Origin of the sequence: Peptoniphilus harei, assembly GCF_016726485.1 — a bacterium.
Classification (GTDB): domain Bacteria; phylum Bacillota; class Clostridia; order Tissierellales; family Peptoniphilaceae; genus Peptoniphilus_A; species Peptoniphilus_A harei.
In genome coordinates, this window is the sequence record NZ_CP068103.1 from 78,278 (window position 1) to 96,978 (window position 18,701).

The window sequence follows — 18,701 nt, forward strand, 5'->3', positions numbered from 1 at the left end:
ATTACATGGAAATTAAATAAATTATATGTTATATTTTAATCGCGGAAAGCCGCAAATATAATATTTTAGGAGGAATCATGAAAAAGATTACTTTAGTCTTGACTCTTTTTCTAGGTGTACTACTTCTAGCATCTTGCTCTAATGGCAACAAGGCAGGAGATAGTGATAAGAAGGGTGAAGAAAACACACTAAGAGTAGCAATGTCTACAGACATTGATTCGCTTGATCCATTTAAAATGACAGCAGGTGACACTGAAACAATTATGGACCAAGTTTTTGACGGATTATTTGACGTAGACACAGAAGGAAATTTGATTCCTGATTTAGCAGAGAGTTATTCTGTCTCAGAAGACGGAAAAACCTATGACTTTAAGTTAAAGAAGGATGTATATTTCCACGACGGTAAGGAGTTTAGCGCAGAAGATGTTTTATACACTTATGATGCTATGGCAGGTTTGACATCAAAGGAACCTCTATCTTCTAAGTTTTCAATTATTGAAAAGATTGACTTAGTAGATGACTATCACGTAAGGGTTCATTTAAAGGAAAGACAAAATGGTTTTATCTATTTAACTTTAAGACCAATTGTGGAAAAAGATTATAAAGATAATGGAACAAAACCAATTGGAACTGGTCCTTATATGTTTGAGTCCTACACTCCTGGCGAAGGTCTAAGACTTAAAAAGTTTGAAGACTACCACGACAAGGACCACATAGCTCACTTTGAAAATGTTGAGGTTATAAAAATAGCTGACAGACAAACTATGATTATGGCTCTAAAAAATAATGACTTAGACCTAGCAGACCGTATTAGTTCAGAAGAAGCTAGTCAACTTGAAGATGCTTGTAATATTAATAGTTTTCCACAAAACCTTGTGCAAGTTATGGGATTAAACAATGACTTTAAGGCTTTCCAAGATAAAAATGTAAGACTGGCACTTAACTATGCAATTGATAGGGATGAAATTATTAACACAGTAGCTGAGGGTAAGGCGACAAAACTATTTTCATCTTTCTCACCAGCCCTAAAAGAATACTTTGAAGATCTTGGAGAGTATTATCCATACGATCCTGAAAAAGCAAAGGAACTTTTAAAAGAAGCTGGCTACGAAAATGGTCTTTCATTTAAACTAACTGTTCCAAGTGATTACAAGTACCACATGAATACAGCTGAACTTATCCAAGCACAACTTCATAAGATTGGAGTTGAAACTACTATAGACCCAATTGAATTTTCAACTTGGCTAACTAAGGTATACAAGGATAGGGATTATGAAGCAACAGTTGTTGGATTTATAGGTTATTTTGATCCAATTCAAATTCTTGGCAGATATACTTCAGAAAATCCAAAGAACTATATAAACTTTAAGTCAGCTGAATTTGACAAAGCTATTTCAAAAGCAGAAAAAGCTACTACTAAAGAAGAAGAAATTCAAAGTATCAAGGATGCACAAAAAGTTCTTGCAAAAGATGCTGCATCTGTATTTATAGCTGACCCAGCAAACAATCAAGCACTTAGAAAGGGCTTAACTGGTCTAAACCAATACCCTATTCAAAAATTAAATCTTGAGGATGTAAAATTAGAAAAATGAGTAAAATGATTATTAAAAAGCTTATATCCCTTTTTCTTACATTGTTTTTTGTAAGCCTAATAATTTTCTTTGTCTTCCAAGTCCTACCTGGAAATCCAGCAGAGATAATTTTAGGAACAGAAGCGGATGAAGCTCAAGTTCTAGCTCTTGAAAAAGAGCTGGGACTTGATAAACCTATATTAGTAAGATATGCAAATTGGATTAAGGACATACTAAAATTAAATATGGGCACTTCTTTAAAATATCAAGTTCCTGTTAAGGATCTTTTTTTTAAGAAACTTCCAGTTACCCTATATTTAACATTTTTTTCCTTGTTCCTTTCACTTATAATTGCCATACCCCTATCAATTCAAATTACAGCAAAATCAGACAAGTGGTATGCATCAATAATAACTGCAATTACCCAACTTGGAATTTCTATTCCATCTTTTTGGCTTGCCTTTTTATTGATTTATCTATTTGCTGTTAAGCTAGGTTGGTTTAAAACCTTATCTTACAACGCAATGAGTGGAAATTTTTTCCAAAAGCTCTACAATTTTTTCCTTCCTTCTCTTGCCATTGCAATACCAAATATTGCAACAATAATAAGATATATGCAATCTGCAATCTTAGATGAAATTAACAAGGACTATGTAAGGACTGCCAGGATGAAGGGACTTTTGTTAAAGGATATCCTATATAAGCACGTACTTAGAAATGCACTTGTACCAGTTATAACAATTATTGGCATTAGTATTACTTCAAGTATTGGTGGAAGTCTTGTGGTGGAAAATGTCTTTTCACTGCCAGGTATTGGATCACTTATTGTCCAATCTATTTCTTCTAGGGACTTTCCCCTAATCCAATCAGTTGTTTTTGCTGTTGCCTTTATGGTTATAATCATAAACTTAATTGTAGACATTCTTTACAGAATTGTGGACCCAAGGATAAGAGGTTAATATGTTAAGAGAAAATAAATTATCAATAAAAATTGGAAAGGCAATCTTAATTTTTTACCTATTAATTTTTATAGTTTCAATCTTTTGGACTCCCTATGATCCCAATGAAGTTGTGACAAGCAATAAATTCCTTGCGCCTTCTCTTAGTCATCTATTTGGGACTGACAATATGGGCCGTGATATCTTATCAAGGATAATGGAAGGAACAAAAATTACTATAATGCTTTCTTTTGGAACTGTATTTTTTGCCCTAATCTTTGGCTCAATTATTGGAGGGGCTGCAGGATATTTTGGAGGCAATGTAGATGAAGTCCTAATGAGATTTATAGATTCTCTAATGGCCTTCCCAGGAATCTTATTTGCCATGATGCTTGTCTTTGTTTTTGGAGCAGGAGTTATGAATACTATAATTGCCATAGGAACTATGTCTATTCCCTATTTTGCAAGAGTTGTCCGTAGTGGATTCTTGCAAGTAAAGGAAGCTGTCTTTGTTAAGTCAGCCATGGTTAAGGGTGGAAGTCCTCTTTATATTGCAAAAAATCATATTTTTCCAAATATAAAAAATCAACTTATGGTGGCAATTATTTTATCAATATCTGCTGCTATTTTATCTGAAGCTGGACTTTCCTATTTAGGTCTTGGAGTTCGCCCTCCTCACCCTTCTTGGGGAAGAATGCTAAAGGAATCACAAGCTTATTTCAACCAAGCACCTTGGTACTTCGTGTTCTCAGGTGTAAATCTTTCCCTATTAGTTCTTGGATTTACCCTATATGGAGAAAACTTTAGGAATAAGAGATTAGAGGAGAAAAAAGGATGAATAAATTATTAGAAGTTAAGGACCTGACCGTTGCCTTTGAATTAAATGGCGAATTAAAAAACGCAGTAAATCATATTTCTTTTGACCTCTATGAAAAGGACTTTGTTGGTCTTGTTGGAGAAAGTGGTTGTGGAAAAACAGTGGCAACTCAAACTGTTTTGGGGATTCAAAGCCTTGATGCCCATATAGTATCTGGATCATGTAAACTCAAAGGCAGAGAAGTATTAAATATGTCTGAAGAAGAATGGTCTAAGTACAGGTCCAGGTCTATCTCAACAATATTTCAAGAGCCTGGTTCTGCCTTAAACCCCCTACAAAAAGTTGGAAAACAAATAGAAGAAATCTTAAAAATTCACTATGACTTTCCTAAGGAAAAAAATAAAAAAATTGTTTTAGAAACTATGGCCAAGTGTGGCTTAAGAGATACAGAAGCTGTTTATAACAAATATCCTCACGAACTTTCTGGTGGAATGCAACAAAGGATTGTAATTGCTATGAGTTTAATTGCCAACCCCTATGTACTAATTGCCGATGAACCAACTACTGCTCTTGATGCCAATATTGGCAAGCAGATAATAGAACTTTTTAAGGACATAGGAAAGCTTTATAATGGAGCAATTCTCTTTATATCTCATGATTTAAATTTAATTGAGAGAATTTCAAAAAGAGTCTTGGTTATGTATGCTGGTCGCATTGTTGAGTCTGCCCCTACTGAGGAACTTACAAAGAACCCTATGCACCCTTATACAAAAGCACTTGTTAAGGCCGTGCCTTCATACAAGAAGAGAGGCCAAAAGCTTTATAACATAAGAGGTAAGGTTCCTGCTCTTAAAAATAGGAGTAATGAAGGCTGTCCTTTCTGGGACAGGTGTGACCACGCCATGGATATTTGTAAGGAAAAATTCCCAGAAACTATAGACTTTAATGGACACAAGGTTTCTTGTCATTTATTTGGAGATGAAAATGGAAGAAATATTAAAAATTGAAAATGTTGGAAAAGTTTATAAATCTTCTTCACTACTCTTTAAGAAAAAAGAAAATAGGGCCCTTAAGGATATAAATCTCACAATTAATAAGGGAGAAATATTTGGTCTTGTTGGAGAAAGTGGATCTGGTAAAACAACTCTTGCCAATATTATTTTAAGACTTGTGAAAGAAAGTGAAGGCAAGGTTTACTTCAAGGGAAAGGACGTCTCTGAGTTTTCAAAGGAAGACCTCTTTAATTATAGAAAAGAACTTCAGGTTGTCTTTCAAAATCCCTACTCAGCCCTAAATCCAAAAAAGACTATTGGTTTTTCTTTAAAAGAAATTTTAAATATTCACAACTTATATAGTGAAGAAGAAAAAAATGAAAAAGTTTTAAAAATTTTAAGTGATATAGAATTGGAAGAAGATATTCTCGACCAATATCCAAGGAGCTTATCTGGTGGTCAAAAGCAAAGAATTGCCATTGGCCAAGCATTAATTATTGATCCAGAGTTTTTAATAATAGATGAAGGTGTCTCTGCACTAGATGTTAGTATTCAAGCACAGATTTTAAATTTAATAAAGTCTTTGCAAGAAGAGTACAATTTCACATGTCTATTTATTTCTCACGATTTAAATGTAATTTCCTACCTATGTGATAGGATTGGAGTTTTATACAACGGAGAATTGGTTGACCTATTTAAGACTGGGGATCTCAAATCACCAGATAGAAATGAATATACAAAAGAACTTTTCTCCTCAATAAGTTTAGATTAAAGATTTATAAAAAATTAAATTATATAAAAACAAAAGCTGTAAGTACGATGTGCACACATCTAAATACTTACAGCTTTATTTTATTTCAAGATTTCTTTTAAATCCTTATTATTTTGTTGTCTAATTTTATTTATTTGACGTCTTCCTTCATAACCTTCAATAATTTTTTTCTCTTCAAGACTTTCTCCAATAATTGCAGGAATCTTACCTGGCTCAGTTCCCTTGCACTTAAAAGTTAAGAAGCAAAAGGCTGCAAGTTCAGTTTCACCTGTCATGGGAGCTTCCTTGGTAAACTTCGTAAAAACTTCTACAGAAGTGTTTCCGATACCAGATATAAAAGTTGTAGCAGTTAAGAAGTCACCTTGGTTTATTGGCTTGAGAAAGCTTAAGCTGTCACATGAAATTGTAGCAACCCTTCCCCTAGTGTGTCTTATGGCACAAGTTCCAGAGCTGTGGTCTGCAATCTCAAAGAGTCTCGGTCCGTAAAGCGTGCCTCCAGTATTTAGGTCTGTTGGCATTACACCATAAGTGAAGACTACCTTTGATTCAGAAACTTTTTTTGAATTAGTAGAGGTATTTTGCAACTTCAGCACCTAATCTTGCATTATTCTTAACAAGGGCAATGTTAGCTTCAAGAGATTTTCCTTCAGTTACTTCAAGAACCTTAGTTAATAGGAATGGAGTTGTTTCTTTTCCGTGGATTCCCTTTTCTTCAGCTTCAACAAGAGCTGCTTCAATTGCCTTATTGATTTTGTCTTCGTCCATTGAATCTGCTTCTGGAATTGGATTTGTAAGAAGTATTCCTCCAGTTAGGCCAAGCTCCCATTGAGTGTTGGCTGCATCTGCTGCTTCTTGAGGAGTCTTGATATTGTAGTCAACCTTAAATTCAGATTTTCTAGTGAAGAAGGCTGGCATATGGTCTGTTTGGTAACCAAATACTGGCACTCCCTTTGTTTCAAGGTATTCAAGAGTAAGTCCAATATCAAGGATTGATTTACAGCCTGCACAAACAATCATAATGTCATTTGATGCAAGTTCTTCAAGGTCTCTTGAAATGTCAAAAGTTGTTTCAGCGTGTCTGTGAACTCCACCGAGTCCGCCAGTAACAAAGATTTTGATACCAGCAAGTCTTGATGCAATAATTGTTGATGCAACTGTTGTAGCACCATTAAGTCCACGAGAAACAATGTAGGCAAAGTCTCTTCTTGATGCTTTAATAATGTCCTTAGAAGTTGCCATAAATTCTAATTCTTCTTCGCTTAGACCAATTTTAATTTTTCCGCCGATTATTGCAGTTGTTGCAGGAACAGCTCCATTTTCTCTAATAATTTCTTCACAAGCCTTAGCTGTTTCAATATTTTGTGGATAAGGCATTCCGTGAGAAATAATTGTAGATTCAAGAGCAACTACTGGCTTACCTTCTTCCATTGCTTTTTTAACTTCGTCACTGTACTCAACATATTTTTTTAGCATTTCGTTGTTAATCATAAATTTCTCCTTTTAAATTATTTTCATTCATATCCTTTGAACAGGATTCAGCACTCATAAGGGTTATTCTCGCTGCAGCTTCTGCAGACGCCATTCTTTCTTCTATTTCTAAATCATTGTAGAGTCCATAGGCATAACCTGCCATAAAGGCATCCCCTGCTCCACTTGCACTTTCTATCATAACTTCTCTTGGCTTTCTCATCATTTTAAAATCTTTTTCAAAATAATATGATCCATGGCCACCTGCTGTTATTACTAGACTCTCTAAGCCTTTACTTATTAAGTCTTCTCCAAGTCTATCAATATTATCAGTTTCTAAACCAGATAGGGCCTGAGCTTCATAAATATTTACCTTTAAGAAGTGAATCTTATCTAAAAGATTTTTAATCTTCATTACTTTTTTAGTTGAAACACCATCAATTAAAAACTTGCCCTTTAGATTTTTAAGAACGTAATCAAGTGTCTCTTCTTCAAGATTTGTATCCATTATTGTAAACTCTGCATTCTCAATAATTTTTCTGTTTCTCTCTACATAATCCTTGTCAATATTCTTTATAAGGTCCATGTCTGAAATAGCAACATACATATCCCTTGTTTCATCTAGGATTGCGAGATAGTGAGGAGTGATACCATCAGCTATTAATACTCTCGAACTGTCAACATTTATCCTGTTGAGCTCTGTCAAAATATTTTTACCGGCATCGTCTCTTCCCACTACTGATAGAAGACTTGTATTAACTCCAAGTCTCGCTAGGTTTTCGCAAATATTTCTTCCAACGCCACCGCTAGAATATTCAATTCTTCCTGGATTTGAGTCTCTTTCTTTCAAGTTATCAAAGGTTGAGCCTGTTATATCCATATTGCATCCACCAAGTATTGCAACATAGGTATCTTCTCTTAGGATGTAGCCCCTCCCCAATATATAACCCGATGCCATCAAGTTATTTATGTGAGTGGAAACCCCCGACCTTGTGATATTTAATTCATCAGCAATCTCTTGCTGAGACATTCCAGGATTTTTCTTCAAAAGATTTATAATCTCTTTTTCTCTTGGAGTCAAAAAAATCACCTCTAATCATTTACTTATATTTTAATCAAATGATTAGAGGTTGTCAATATCTTATAAAAATTTTTCTTGATTTTCTTTTATCTTATCTTCTTCTATGGCTTCTCTATAACATCTTCTGCAGAGTGGTTCATATTCTTCAACTGCCCCAAGTTCTACTCTCTTGTCACTCTTTATTTTTCTATGAGATACCCAGGCATCTGTTCCACATTTCCTGCAAACTGCATGATGTTTGTTTAGATAATCAACCTTAGGCATAAGTTCCTTTACTATTTCAAAAGGATGAGCCATATAGTCCATGTCAAGACCTGCAAGGACAATAGTAATTCCCATTGCAAGGATTTTTTCCAAATTTTCTAGAACAAGTTCAGGTGAGTCACATAAAAATTGTATTTCATCTATTCCAATAACTTGTGGAGAGTGCTTCTCTGCATAGGCTACAATTTCATTTATTGATTCTACTTCAACAGCCTCTAGGGAAATCTTGTCATGTGTGACAATTTCATTTTTAGCATATCTCTTGTCTATTAGAGGTTTAAAGGCAACTACCTTGTAATTTGCAATAGAGAACCTCTTAAGGTCTTTTTCAAGAGAACTAGTTTTTCCAGAGAACATTGAGCCAGTGTGTAAAATCATTCTTCCTCTATACTGATGCATTATATTATCCCTTATATTCTTCTACAATTGCTTCTTCAATTACAATGTCATTCACTGGCTTATCCATAAATCCAACTCTTGTCTTTGCAATGTCATCAACTACATCCATTCCTTTGAAGACTTGGCCAAATACAGAGTGCTTACCATCAAGCCAAAAAGCTCCACCCTTTTCTTCATAGGCCTTTACAATTTCTTCTGGATAACCATTTTCTTCCCCTGCATCCTTCATTTGTGAAAGTATGTCATCGGAAAGTTTGTCTCCTTGAACTATAAAAAATTGAGATCCATTTGTATTTGGACCAGCGTTAGCCATTGACAGAGCTCCCCTAAAGTTTCTAAAGTTTAGGTCAAACTCATCCTTAAAAGGTTTATTCCACTTACTATCTCCTCCACGACCTGTTCCACTTGGGTCTCCCCCTTGGATCATAAAGTTTTCAATAACTCTGTGGAAGATTATTCCATCATAGTATTTATCTTCTATAAGTGAAATGAAGTTTTCAACAGCAAGTGGTGCTGCTTCTTCAAATAGTCTAATTTTTATATCACCTTTATTAGTTTTTAATACTGCAATTTTTTCTCCTATTGCAGGTTTTTCAAATTGTTTTAACATTTTATCTCCTTTCATACGTAGGTCTTCATATTAATTCTAAAACCTTGTGTCTTTTTTCGCAAATAATAATATATAAGAGTCAAAAATATTCCCTTTAGCACAGATGATAAGCTCATAGCAATCCAAATTCCATTTACATTAAAAATTGGCATAAATAGAAGAGCCATAGGTATTCTAGAAATATTTAATACCATGGCATTTATAGCAGGGTATCTTGTAAGTCCCAGTCCATTTAGCATCCCCGTTGTCCCAATTTCTAAAGCCATAAAATATTGTGAGAAGGCTAAAATTTTTAGGTAATCAATACCAGCCACAATTGCATCGGGGTCTTTTGGAATAAAGAGCCTAAATAAGTTTTCTGCAAAGAAAAATAATAGAACTGTTGCAAAGATCCCAATAATATTTACAATTTTCATCGCTTCACGTCTTCCATCATGAAGTCTTTCATAATTTTTGGCCCCAAAGTTTTGACCAAAGAAGGCTGAAAAGGCAACGGCAAAACCATCAGCAGTCATCCATGATATAGATTCAATTTGTGAACCAATGGAATATACAGCAATGTAGAGAGCTCCAAAGCCTGCTATATACCTATTTAATATCATACTCACTGAAGCATGAATTAGGGACTGGAGGGCTGCAGGAAGTCCTAAGTTTAAAATTGATTTATAGTAGAATCCTTCTGGAATCTTAAGGTAATTTGTCCTCACAAATATTTCCCTTGTCCCTATTCCAACATAAATATATAAAAGACTTGATATCATTTGAGCAAGGACCGTTGCAAGAGCTGCTCCCTTAATTCCCATTTGAGGAAAAATCCCTATTCCAAAAATTAAAAATGGATCTAGGATAAGATTTATAACTAAAGAAATAATTGAAATCTTAAAGGTAGTAATTGAATTTCCCTTGGCAAAAAATGCCGAAGATAAAATTGGATTTAAAAAAGTAAAAATAAGGCCACCACTGACAATTAATAAATAATCAACTGCCATAGTATGAACTGATTCTTCTAGCCTATAAAATCCAATAATTTCATTTCTCATACTTATGTATAGGATGCTTAAGCCTATACATAAGATTAAGTTTAATCCAAAGCCTGCAAGCCAAACTTTCTTAGATGACTCATCATCATTTCTACCATAGGACTGAGACAAGCCAACAGAAACTCCAGTCTTGGCAACAAGTGTTATTGCCTGGGCGATCCAAACTAAAAAGGAACAGGCTCCCACAGCAGCTACTGCTTCTGTAGAGAGTCGTCCCAACCACATTAAGTCTACAAGAGAATAGGCCATTTGAACAAAGGCCGTTCCCATTAACGGCAAAGCCATTTTTAATAGGGCAGAAAAAATATTTCCCCTTAGTAAATTGACTTCCCTCATTTATTAACAGTCACCTTGGTCTGTGATTATTATTGGCCCGTCCTTTGTGATTGCAATTTGGTGTTCATATTGTGCAGATAGTGAACCGTCTTTAGTCCTTGCTGTCCAGCCATTATCATCTATAGTAAGTTCCTTTTTGCCCATATTTATCATTGGTTCTATTGTAAATACCATTCCCTCTTGAAGTCTTAAGCCACGTCCAGCTGTTCCATAATGAAGAACTTGTGGGTCTTCGTGCATTTCTTGACCAATACCATGGCCTACAAATTCTCTTACTACAGAGTAACCATTTTCTTCTGCGTGCTTTTGAACTGCAGCTCCAATATCTCCAAGTCTATTTCCAATTACGGCCTTTTCAATTCCCTTGTACATGGATTCGCGAGTAACTTCCAAAAGTTTTTTTGCTTCGGGAGAAACTGTACCTACTTCATAGGACCAAGCTGAATCAGCTAGCCATCCATCAACATTTACTACCATGTCAACAGTTATTATGTCTCCATCTTTTAAAACATATTCCGTTGGAAAGCCGTGACAGATCTCATCATTAACAGATGCACAAATTGAATAAGGATAGCCTTCGTAACCCTTTTGCTCAGGATAAGCTCCTCTTTCCTTTAAATAATTTTCTACAAACCTATCGATTTCAATTGTCTTTACACCTGGCTTAATAAAATCTCTAAGCTTGTGGTGAACATCTGATAAGACCTTGCCTGCTACTTGCATTTTTTTGATTTCATCTTCAGTTTTTATAATTATCATTTTAACTCCTTTACTATCTCACTTAAGTCATCGTCTTTTAGTGCCCAATCATAGGCATCTTCATTTATTTCTATTGCCTTAATAATTTCTTCTTTTGCCCAGTCATCTCTTCCAAGCAAGTGGAAGGAGCAGGCTTTATTGTAGTGGAGATTTACAGATTTTGGAAAATCTATAAGTCCCCTATTTAAAATTTTTATAGCAGCATCATAATCTTTTTCTTCAATATAAATTGCAGACATATTTAAAAATAAAAAAGGATCTTCAAATTTTCCTATGGCATCATAATAGTATTTAAGTGCCAACTTATTATCTCCCTTCTTCTTACACAGGACTCCCATATTATATAGGGCCCTTCCATAGTCGGGTTTTATATCCAAAGATTTTTTTACATATCTTTCTGCTTCTTCATTTTCATTTAGAACTTCATAGATAGATCCCAAGTCGTTATAAGCAACAAAGTCATGCTTATCTAATTCAATAACCTTCTCAAATTCCTCTATGGCAAGTTTACTTTCACCAAGCTTGTCATAGGCATGAGCCAGATAATAATGGGCTCTGTCATAATCAGGATCCAAATCAATTGCACTTTTATAATTTTTTATGGAGTAGCCTATGTCCTTACCTTCAAAGTCATTACTAATGGCAAGACCATAATAAGCTCCAGGCATTTCCTTTAAGTCTAAAATTTTTTGAAAGTAAGTTTTAGCTTCTTTGTAATTTTCTTTTTTAAGGTAGATGTCAGCTAACTCAAAGTATACAGAAATTCTTTCATCAATATCTTTATCAGATGTGAAGTTAAGAGATCTTAATAGAAGGTCTTCCGCCTTATCGTAATCCTCATCTATTAAAAATTCTTCTGCTAAAATTAAATAGTTTTTAAATTTTAAGTCCATTAAAAAACCTCAATTCCTATTCTATTATATAGTATTTTTTTCAATTTCACAGGCATAGAAATAATTTTTAATTAAATATATAATGAGTTTGGTGATTTATATGAGAAGATTTTTATCTTTTAATGATTTTTTTAAAGAATATTATGGCGGCAAGACTGTAAAGCTATCTCTTGATGGTGGTTTTTCTTGTCCCAATAGGGATGGGACTCTATCTGAAATTGGCTGCATCTTTTGTTCTGATGATGGCAGTGGAGAATTTGCTGGATCAAAATATTTAAGCCTTGATGAGCAAATTGAATCGCAAAAAGAATTTCTAAAAAATAAATGGAAGGCAGAAAACTACATTGCCTACTTTCAGAATTTTACCAATACTTATGGTTCTCTTGAGACTTTAAGAAAAATCTACGATGAGGTTGTTAAACGTGATGACATAAAGGGAATTTCTATTGCAACTAGGTGTGACTGTCTTGATGATGAGAAGATAGAGTACTTAAAAGAAATCTCCAAGAAGAAGACTTTGTGGTTAGAACTTGGCATGCAAACGGTTAACGAAAATACAATTAAAGTTATTAATCGTGGCTACTCCCATAAGATTTTTGATGAAACTGTAAAAAAGTTACAAGATGCCAATATTTTATTTTTAATTCATGCTATCTTTGGCCTTCCCTTTGAAGATGAAAAAGATTTTGAAAATACAATAAATTATATAAGAGACCTGGCACCCTTTGGTGTAAAGTTTCACAACTTATATATCTTAAAAGACTCGCCTATATATGAATTATATAAAAATAAAAATTTTAAAATTCTATCAAGATATGAGTATGTAGACTTGGTCTTAAAAGCCCTTGATACTATTTATGAGAAAACTGTCGTCCATAGAATTACTGGCGACCCTCCAAAGGCAAAGCTCTTTGAACCTACCTGGTGTGCTGATAAATTATCTGTGATTTCTGAAATAGATAAGAAATTAAAAGAAGATAATAAAAAAGTAGTTTCTCAAGATGATATTAAAAAAATTGTAGGCTATTGGAAGAATATAGATCGGGCTTTTTAATAGTCTTCTTAAAATTTCTTCCCCACTAGTGTATAATGTATAAGGATAAAAATACTTAGTGTTTTATAGATAAAAGGAGAAAAATGAAAAATATTTCTAGAGATATAATAAAAAAATATAATGTTAAGTTTGTAATTCTTGGTTCTGATGAAAATGCCTATGGGATTGCCCGTATTTTAAATGACAACTACGGACTAATCTCCACAGTTTTTTGTCAAAAAGCTCTTCCTGCAACTGATAATTCAAAAATCTTAGACAGGCGAATTATAGAAAACTTTTCCGACAACGAAGTCTTTGTCAGTGAGATGATAAAATTTGCTGAAGCTAACAAGGATGCAAGTTTAATTACAATTCCTTGCGGAGATGAGTACTCCAAATTACTTTCCAACAACAAGGAAAGGATTAAAAAATATTACAAGTTCAACACTCCTTCTACTGACTTAAATGACAGGCTAGAAAATAAAATCGATTTTTATAATTCTTGTGAAGAGCTTGGCATTCCTTACCCTAAGTTTGCAATAATAAATTCTTCTAAGGAGATTAAAGACCTTGACCTTCAATTCCCACTTATACTTAAACCCAATGATTCAATTTCTTATGTGAAATTATCTTTCCCAAATAAGTACAAGGTCTACACAATTTATGACTATGAAGAACTTGAAAAAGTTGTAAAAACTATTTACGACGACAACCACTATGAAGGCACAATGCTTGTACAAGAATATATTCCTGGACCTGCATCAAACCAGGCTTCCTTTAATGTCTACTGTGACAAAAATGGAAAGGTGAGGATGATGGTTTATGGACAAATTCTTCTTGCTGACCCACTCCCACTTAGGATTGGAAATAACGATGCAATTTACACAAGATATATGCCAGACCTTTATGAATTTTATAAGGAAAAATTGGAATCAATCCACTACACAGGCTATTCAAACATTGACTTAAAGTATGACCCTCGAGATAATACTTTTAAGGCATTTGAAATGAACCTAAGACTTCCACAAAGTCATTACTTCATGGCTGCTGGTGGAGTTAATGTCCTTGATTTTTATATTCGTGACCTCTTAGACCTAGGTTTTGAAGAAGAAGTATATTACCACAAGGAAACTTCGAAAATTTGGATGAATGCCCATCCTAAGCTTTTAAAAAATTATACAAATGAAAAGTACCACAAAACTATTGATAAGCTTCTAAGGAATGGCTATGAGTTTACAATTAACAACAAGAAAGACTTTAGCTTCAGTAGAAAGATTACTTATCTAAAGAGGAAGTACGGATCAATTAAGCACTACAAGATGTATTACAAGTTAGAAAAATAATAAAAATTAAACCAGCTCAAGGGCTGGTTTTTTATTATGCTAAATATTAAGTTATTTTATTTTTTAAAATATTTTTCTATTTGCTTAAAGTATTTTTATTATATGTTTAATACTTTCTCCAACTTTAATCTTTCATTTCTTAAAAGATTTTATTTTCTTTACTAGATTAAGTTTTTTTATTCCATGTTCTGCTAGCAAAAACTTCAAAACTTTTATTCCAAATTAATTTTTCCCAAATAAAAATCCCAAGCTAAGCTTGGGTTATTTTAATCTCTCGACTGAATTATAAAGGCTGAGCCAGAATTTATTTTTATAGTGGCTTTCTCTCCCACCATCTCATTGCTAACTCCCCTGCTGGGATTTTCTGAATTGATTTCAAGGTCTTCCACTTCGTAATAAAGACCTTTAGTTGTAAAATTCATGCTTGTGCCTGCATTGATTAGAGAAAAATACTTCTTATTTGTTTTTTCAAAGTCATAGAAACCTTCTTCTACATAAATAACTTCGTTGTAATCATCTTCTATTTTTGCCCTTATTCCCTTCATATATAATTTTTTTAGGTTCATAAGATTGGCAAGCTCATGGTCAAGTCTCGTCCCAAGAGCCCCTAAGATTACAATATCTTTATATTCTTCATCAACTAAGTATGAAAGTGCAAGTTCTGTATCTGTAAAATCTTTTTTTGCTGGAAATTTTTTAACTTCAATCTCGTGTTCTTTGATATAAGTTAAAGCTTCCTCTCCAATTGAGTCAAGATCACCTAATAGGATATCTGCTCTAAGTCCATACTTCATTAGAAGCCTTGCTCCTCCGTCTGCTATGATTATAAATCTGTCAAGATACTTTTCTATTAGTTCTTTGGAGACTTGTCTTCCTCCAGAGATTAAAAGTGCTTTTTTCATAACAATTCCTTAAAGGCTTTAATATTTTCTCTAGTTTTATCTTTTTGAAAGATTGCTGACCCTGCAACAAGGATGTCTGCTCCTGCATCTAAAACTTCTTTTGCATTATCAAGTTTTACTCCGCCATCAACTTCAATTAATGTCTTAAGATCTCTCTCTTCAATCATCTTCTTAACTTGACTAATTTTTCTAAGGGCAGATGGTATAAATTTTTGTCCTCCAAAGCCTGGGTTAACACTCATTATCAAAACTAGGTCTAACTTATCAAGAGTATAGTCTAAAATCTCAAGTCCATCGGAAGGGTTAAGTGCAAGTCCTGCCTTCATACCATGGGACTTAATTAGTGAAAGAGTCCTGTCAAGGTGCTTTATTGTCTTAGGATGGATAGTAATAATGTCGGATCCAGCATTTTTAAAATCTTCAATAAAGTTTTCTGGATTTTCAATCATGAGGTGGGTGTCAAAGGGAATATTTGTTAAGGGCCTCAAGGATTTTACAATACCTGGTCCATAGGAAATGTTTGGTACATAATTTCCATCCATTATATCAAGGTGAAGAAAATCAACTTTTTCTTCATTAAGTATTTTTATTTCTTTTTCTAAATTTGTAAAATCTGCTGAGAGTAGTGATGGTGAAATCATTAGTAATCTCCTTTGCTTTTTAATTCCTCATAAATATATAAGTAGTTATCGTATCTTTCTTTTTCTATTTTGCCTGCTTCAACTGCTTCTTTAACTCCACACTTTGGTTCTTTTATGTGGTTGCAATTGTTAAACTTGCAAGTTGAGTATTTTTGAAATTCTCTAAAATAGTTTTTTAATTCATCTCTATCAATATTCAAGCTTAGAGAAGAAAAACCTGGGGTGTCAAAGATATAAATATCGTCCTTAAATAATATTTCTGTGTGCCTTGTTGTGTGCTTTCCTCTTCTAGTCTTGTCAGAAACTTTTCCAACTTCTACATCCCTATCTAAAATTTTAGATGTAATCGTAGACTTGCCTGCCCCGCTGACTCCACAAAGGGCAACTGTCTTTCCTCTGATATAATTTCTTAAGTGTTCAATGGAATCATCCTTAAAAGAAATCATAAAAGTTTTAAATCCAGAATTTTTATAAAGTCTTGATAATTCTTCGCTGACTTCCCTATCTAAGTCACACTTATTTATAAGAATTGTGACATCAATATCTTGGTGCTCAGCCTGGATAATCGTCTTATCAATAGTAACGAGATTGTATTTTGGGTCCATAACAGGAACAACAACTAGAGCCATATCAACATTAGCTACCTTTGGCCTTGTGAGCATATTTTTTCTGGGATATACTTTTTCAATATATCCCAGAGTCTTTTCTTCAAACTTAAATTCTACATTGTCACCAACTATGGGGTCTACCTTAGTGTGTCTAAAGTTACCTCTTGCCCTAGTCTCATAAACTTGTCCTTCAGCAAGAATATAGTAGAAACCACCAGTTAGTTTTATTATTTTTCCTATCATTATTTTATCTTCTCAGTCTTAACAAGATTGCCATCGACATAAATATTGTATTCACCAGGTCCAATGAGTTCAACACTTGCCACATCTCCTGCTTCAATATTGTAATTCCAAACGGTTTGAGATCCTGTTTTATTTCCATTAGCATCTCTTACTCTATCGGCAGAAACCTGGTGGCTTTCACCATCATCAGGAACCTTAACTTTTATATGATTTGTCTTGTTAAACTTATCTTCGTTGTTATTGTTATCTTCATTGTCTTTTTCATTTTCTCTGTCATCTTCTTCTAACTTAGGTCCCTTGGATATATAAAGTGTAACTGTTGAACCCTTTTCAACACTTGTCTTTGGTTTTGGATCCATGTCATAAACTTGGCCTTCAGAAACCTTATTACTATTTCCATTTTCTATAACAACAGTAAGTCCAAAGCTCTTTAACTGATTTACAACAATATCTTGGTCCATACCCTTGTAGTCACTTAAGACTACTGGAGTCTTGTCAACTCCCTTTGAGACAATAAGCTTAACTGCAGTTCCTCTTTTGACAGAGTAGCCTCCATCAGGATTGGAATAAATTATCTTTCCCTCTTCAACATCGTCATTAAATTCTTCTTCTACAGATCCAAGTTGTAGTGCATTTTCCTCAAGAACTTTTTTAGCTTCTTCTGCTGTTAGTCCCTTAAGTGGAGGAACTGGAACAGAGTCTGGTAATTCATTTATCTCAAGGGTAACTGTAGTTCCCTTATCAACTGAAGTTCCCTCTTCAGGATTTTGCCCTAAAACTACTCCGTCTGGCTCTTTTTCGTTTTCAACTGTATTGACATCTAATACTAGTCCCTGAGCCTCTATAAGCTCTTTGGCTTCTTCACGTGTCTTTCCAATATAATTTTCAACAGCAATTTTTTCTACTACGTCGCCTGACTTCATTCCCTTCATTGCCTTTGGAACGACATAAATTAAAAGGGCAATAATAACTATTGCAGAGAATATACCAAGTATTGCCGGAGCCGCTGATTTTTTCTTCTTTACAACTTTTTTGGATTTCTTTGATCTTTGTGAGTCCATGTTATTGGAATGATTTCTATTTGGTCTCCTATTGATAGGAGGAGTGACAACTGTCCTACTATCATCTTCATCATAAGTTCTATTTACAGAGAAGCTTCTAGCACCCATAGTATAGTCTTTAATGTCTTTAATAAGTTCAAAAACATCCTTGTACCTCATGTCCGGATCCTTTTCTGTCATCTTAAGGACTAAGGCATCTACAGATGGGTCTAGACTCTTTATAAATTCAGAAGGCCTTGGCATTTGTGATTGAACCTGCATAAGGGCAACTGAAACTGGGTTGTCTGCATCAAAAGGAAGTCTTCCTGTTAACATTTCAAAAAGAACTATTCCCAGTGAATATATATCAGACCTGTTGTCTACCTTTGCTCCCCTTGCTTGTTCTGGTGAGAAGTAGTGGACAGACCCCATAACAGCATTTGTAGCAGTGACAGTTGTGTTGTCTGCTACTCTTGCAATTCCAAAGTCCGTTACCTTTATCCTGTCATCTCTTGTCACCATAATATTTTGTGACTTAATATCCCTGTGAACAATGTGTTTTGAATGAGCAACCTTTAGGGCTTCAGCAATTTGTATGCAGTAGTTTAATGCTCTTTTTTCAGATAACCTACCTTCATCATTAATTAAGTCCTTTAGGGTTTTTCCATCAATATATTCCATAACAATATAGTGTACTTCCTTGTCTTGGATTTTTTCTGTACCAACATCATAAATGCTCACTATATTTGGATGAGATATACTTGCTGCTGCAAGGGACTCCCTCTTGAATTTTCTTATAAAATTATTGTCTTCATTGTATTCTAATTTTAGAACCTTAATGGCAACTATCCTATCAAGTTTTTTGTCATGGGCCTTAAAGACATTGCCCATTCCGCCAGTGCCAATTTTTTCTAATATTTCGTATCTATTTCCTAATATTTTATTAATCATT

The 18,701-nt window shown here is 34.1% G+C and carries 19 protein-coding genes; 7 read left to right on the top strand and 12 right to left on the bottom strand.

Going from position 1 to position 18,701, the window contains the following annotated elements; genetic code table 11:
* Nucleotides 1–77: 77 nt before the first annotated feature.
* From I6I93_RS00320 to I6I93_RS00340, 5 genes are read left to right on the top strand one after another with little or no spacing between them, the layout of a single operon-like run.
* Entirely contained in the window at nt 78–1,592 is a 1,515-nt protein-coding gene (locus I6I93_RS00320; RefSeq protein ID WP_112890293.1) for an ABC transporter substrate-binding protein, read from the top strand.
* Nucleotides 1,589–2,530, top strand: a complete 942-nt coding sequence (locus tag I6I93_RS00325) for an ABC transporter permease (protein WP_112890294.1) — start codon at nt 1,589–1,591, stop codon at nt 2,528–2,530. The genes I6I93_RS00320 and I6I93_RS00325 overlap by 4 nt, the downstream gene beginning before the upstream one ends.
* Before the next feature lies 1 nt (nt 2,531).
* Nucleotides 2,532–3,347 carry an ABC transporter permease gene (locus I6I93_RS00330; RefSeq protein WP_112890295.1) on the top strand — a complete coding sequence of 272 codons (816 nt, stop codon included), beginning with the start codon at nt 2,532–2,534 and terminating at the stop codon, nt 3,345–3,347.
* Complete coding sequence (locus I6I93_RS00335; protein WP_112890296.1) at nt 3,344–4,333, top strand: ABC transporter ATP-binding protein; 990 nt, start codon at nt 3,344–3,346, stop codon at nt 4,331–4,333. Before I6I93_RS00330 ends, I6I93_RS00335 begins: the two co-directional genes overlap by 4 nt.
* Complete coding sequence (locus I6I93_RS00340) at nt 4,311–5,090, top strand: ABC transporter ATP-binding protein (protein ID WP_112890297.1); 780 nt, start codon at nt 4,311–4,313, stop codon at nt 5,088–5,090. Before I6I93_RS00335 ends, I6I93_RS00340 begins: the two co-directional genes overlap by 23 nt.
* Nucleotides 5,091–5,170: 80 nt before the next feature.
* Here I6I93_RS00340 and I6I93_RS00345 read toward each other — a convergent pair whose 3' ends face one another.
* From I6I93_RS00345 to I6I93_RS00380, 8 genes are read right to left on the bottom strand one after another with little or no spacing between them, the layout of a single operon-like run.
* Nucleotides 5,171–5,674, bottom strand: a complete 504-nt coding sequence (locus I6I93_RS00345; protein WP_172605476.1) for an acyl-CoA thioesterase — start codon at nt 5,672–5,674, stop codon at nt 5,171–5,173.
* A complete protein-coding gene (locus I6I93_RS00350; protein WP_112890298.1) occupies nt 5,655–6,578 on the bottom strand; it encodes a pseudouridine-5'-phosphate glycosidase in 924 nt (307 codons plus the stop codon). Before I6I93_RS00350 ends, I6I93_RS00345 begins: the two co-directional genes overlap by 20 nt.
* The gene (locus I6I93_RS00355) at nt 6,571–7,647 is read right to left on the bottom strand and encodes a carbohydrate kinase (RefSeq protein WP_236587187.1); all 1,077 of its coding nucleotides are present in this window, start codon (nt 7,645–7,647) and stop codon (nt 6,571–6,573) included. Before I6I93_RS00355 ends, I6I93_RS00350 begins: the two co-directional genes overlap by 8 nt.
* Nucleotides 7,648–7,698: 51 nt before the next feature.
* Entirely contained in the window at nt 7,699–8,301 is a 603-nt protein-coding gene (locus I6I93_RS00360) for a thymidine kinase (protein WP_112890300.1), read from the bottom strand.
* A gap of 4 nt (nt 8,302–8,305) precedes the next feature.
* Nucleotides 8,306–8,911 (bottom strand): peptidylprolyl isomerase, encoded by a 606-nt coding sequence (locus I6I93_RS00365; RefSeq protein ID WP_112890590.1) that lies wholly within the window; start codon nt 8,909–8,911, stop codon nt 8,306–8,308.
* Between the two features lie 11 nt (nt 8,912–8,922).
* Nucleotides 8,923–10,287 (bottom strand): MATE family efflux transporter, encoded by a 1,365-nt coding sequence (locus I6I93_RS00370; protein WP_112890301.1) that lies wholly within the window; start codon nt 10,285–10,287, stop codon nt 8,923–8,925.
* 3 nt (nt 10,288–10,290) lie between these two features.
* A complete protein-coding gene (map, locus tag I6I93_RS00375; protein WP_070701720.1) occupies nt 10,291–11,046 on the bottom strand; it encodes a type I methionyl aminopeptidase in 756 nt (251 codons plus the stop codon).
* Nucleotides 11,043–11,939 carry a tetratricopeptide repeat protein gene (locus I6I93_RS00380; RefSeq protein WP_112890302.1) on the bottom strand — a complete coding sequence of 299 codons (897 nt, stop codon included), beginning with the start codon at nt 11,937–11,939 and terminating at the stop codon, nt 11,043–11,045. The genes map and I6I93_RS00380 overlap by 4 nt, the downstream gene beginning before the upstream one ends.
* Nucleotides 11,940–12,039: 100 nt before the next feature.
* Here I6I93_RS00380 and I6I93_RS00385 point away from each other — a divergent pair, with 100 nt between their 5' ends.
* Nucleotides 12,040–12,993 carry a TIGR01212 family radical SAM protein gene (locus tag I6I93_RS00385; RefSeq protein ID WP_112890303.1) on the top strand — a complete coding sequence of 318 codons (954 nt, stop codon included), beginning with the start codon at nt 12,040–12,042 and terminating at the stop codon, nt 12,991–12,993.
* Nucleotides 12,994–13,076: 83 nt separating this feature from the next.
* Nucleotides 13,077–14,315, top strand: coding sequence for a carboxylate--amine ligase (locus tag I6I93_RS00390; protein WP_112890304.1), 1,239 nt, complete (start codon nt 13,077–13,079; stop codon nt 14,313–14,315).
* Between the two features lie 266 nt (nt 14,316–14,581).
* Here I6I93_RS00390 and I6I93_RS00395 read toward each other — a convergent pair whose 3' ends face one another.
* The 4 genes from I6I93_RS00395 to pknB are packed head-to-tail and all read right to left on the bottom strand — an operon-like array spanning nt 14,582 to nt 18,700.
* Nucleotides 14,582–15,217 carry a thiamine diphosphokinase gene (locus I6I93_RS00395; protein ID WP_112890305.1) on the bottom strand — a complete coding sequence of 212 codons (636 nt, stop codon included), beginning with the start codon at nt 15,215–15,217 and terminating at the stop codon, nt 14,582–14,584.
* Nucleotides 15,214–15,858, bottom strand: coding sequence for a ribulose-phosphate 3-epimerase (gene rpe / locus I6I93_RS00400; protein ID WP_112890306.1), 645 nt, complete (start codon nt 15,856–15,858; stop codon nt 15,214–15,216). Before rpe ends, I6I93_RS00395 begins: the two co-directional genes overlap by 4 nt.
* Nucleotides 15,858–16,709 carry a ribosome small subunit-dependent GTPase A gene (gene rsgA / locus I6I93_RS00405; protein ID WP_112890307.1) on the bottom strand — a complete coding sequence of 284 codons (852 nt, stop codon included), beginning with the start codon at nt 16,707–16,709 and terminating at the stop codon, nt 15,858–15,860. Before rsgA ends, rpe begins: the two co-directional genes overlap by 1 nt.
* Nucleotides 16,709–18,700, bottom strand: coding sequence for a Stk1 family PASTA domain-containing Ser/Thr kinase (gene pknB, locus I6I93_RS00410; protein ID WP_112890308.1), 1,992 nt, complete (start codon nt 18,698–18,700; stop codon nt 16,709–16,711). The genes rsgA and pknB overlap by 1 nt, the downstream gene beginning before the upstream one ends.
* Nucleotide 18,701 lies beyond the last annotated feature (1 nt).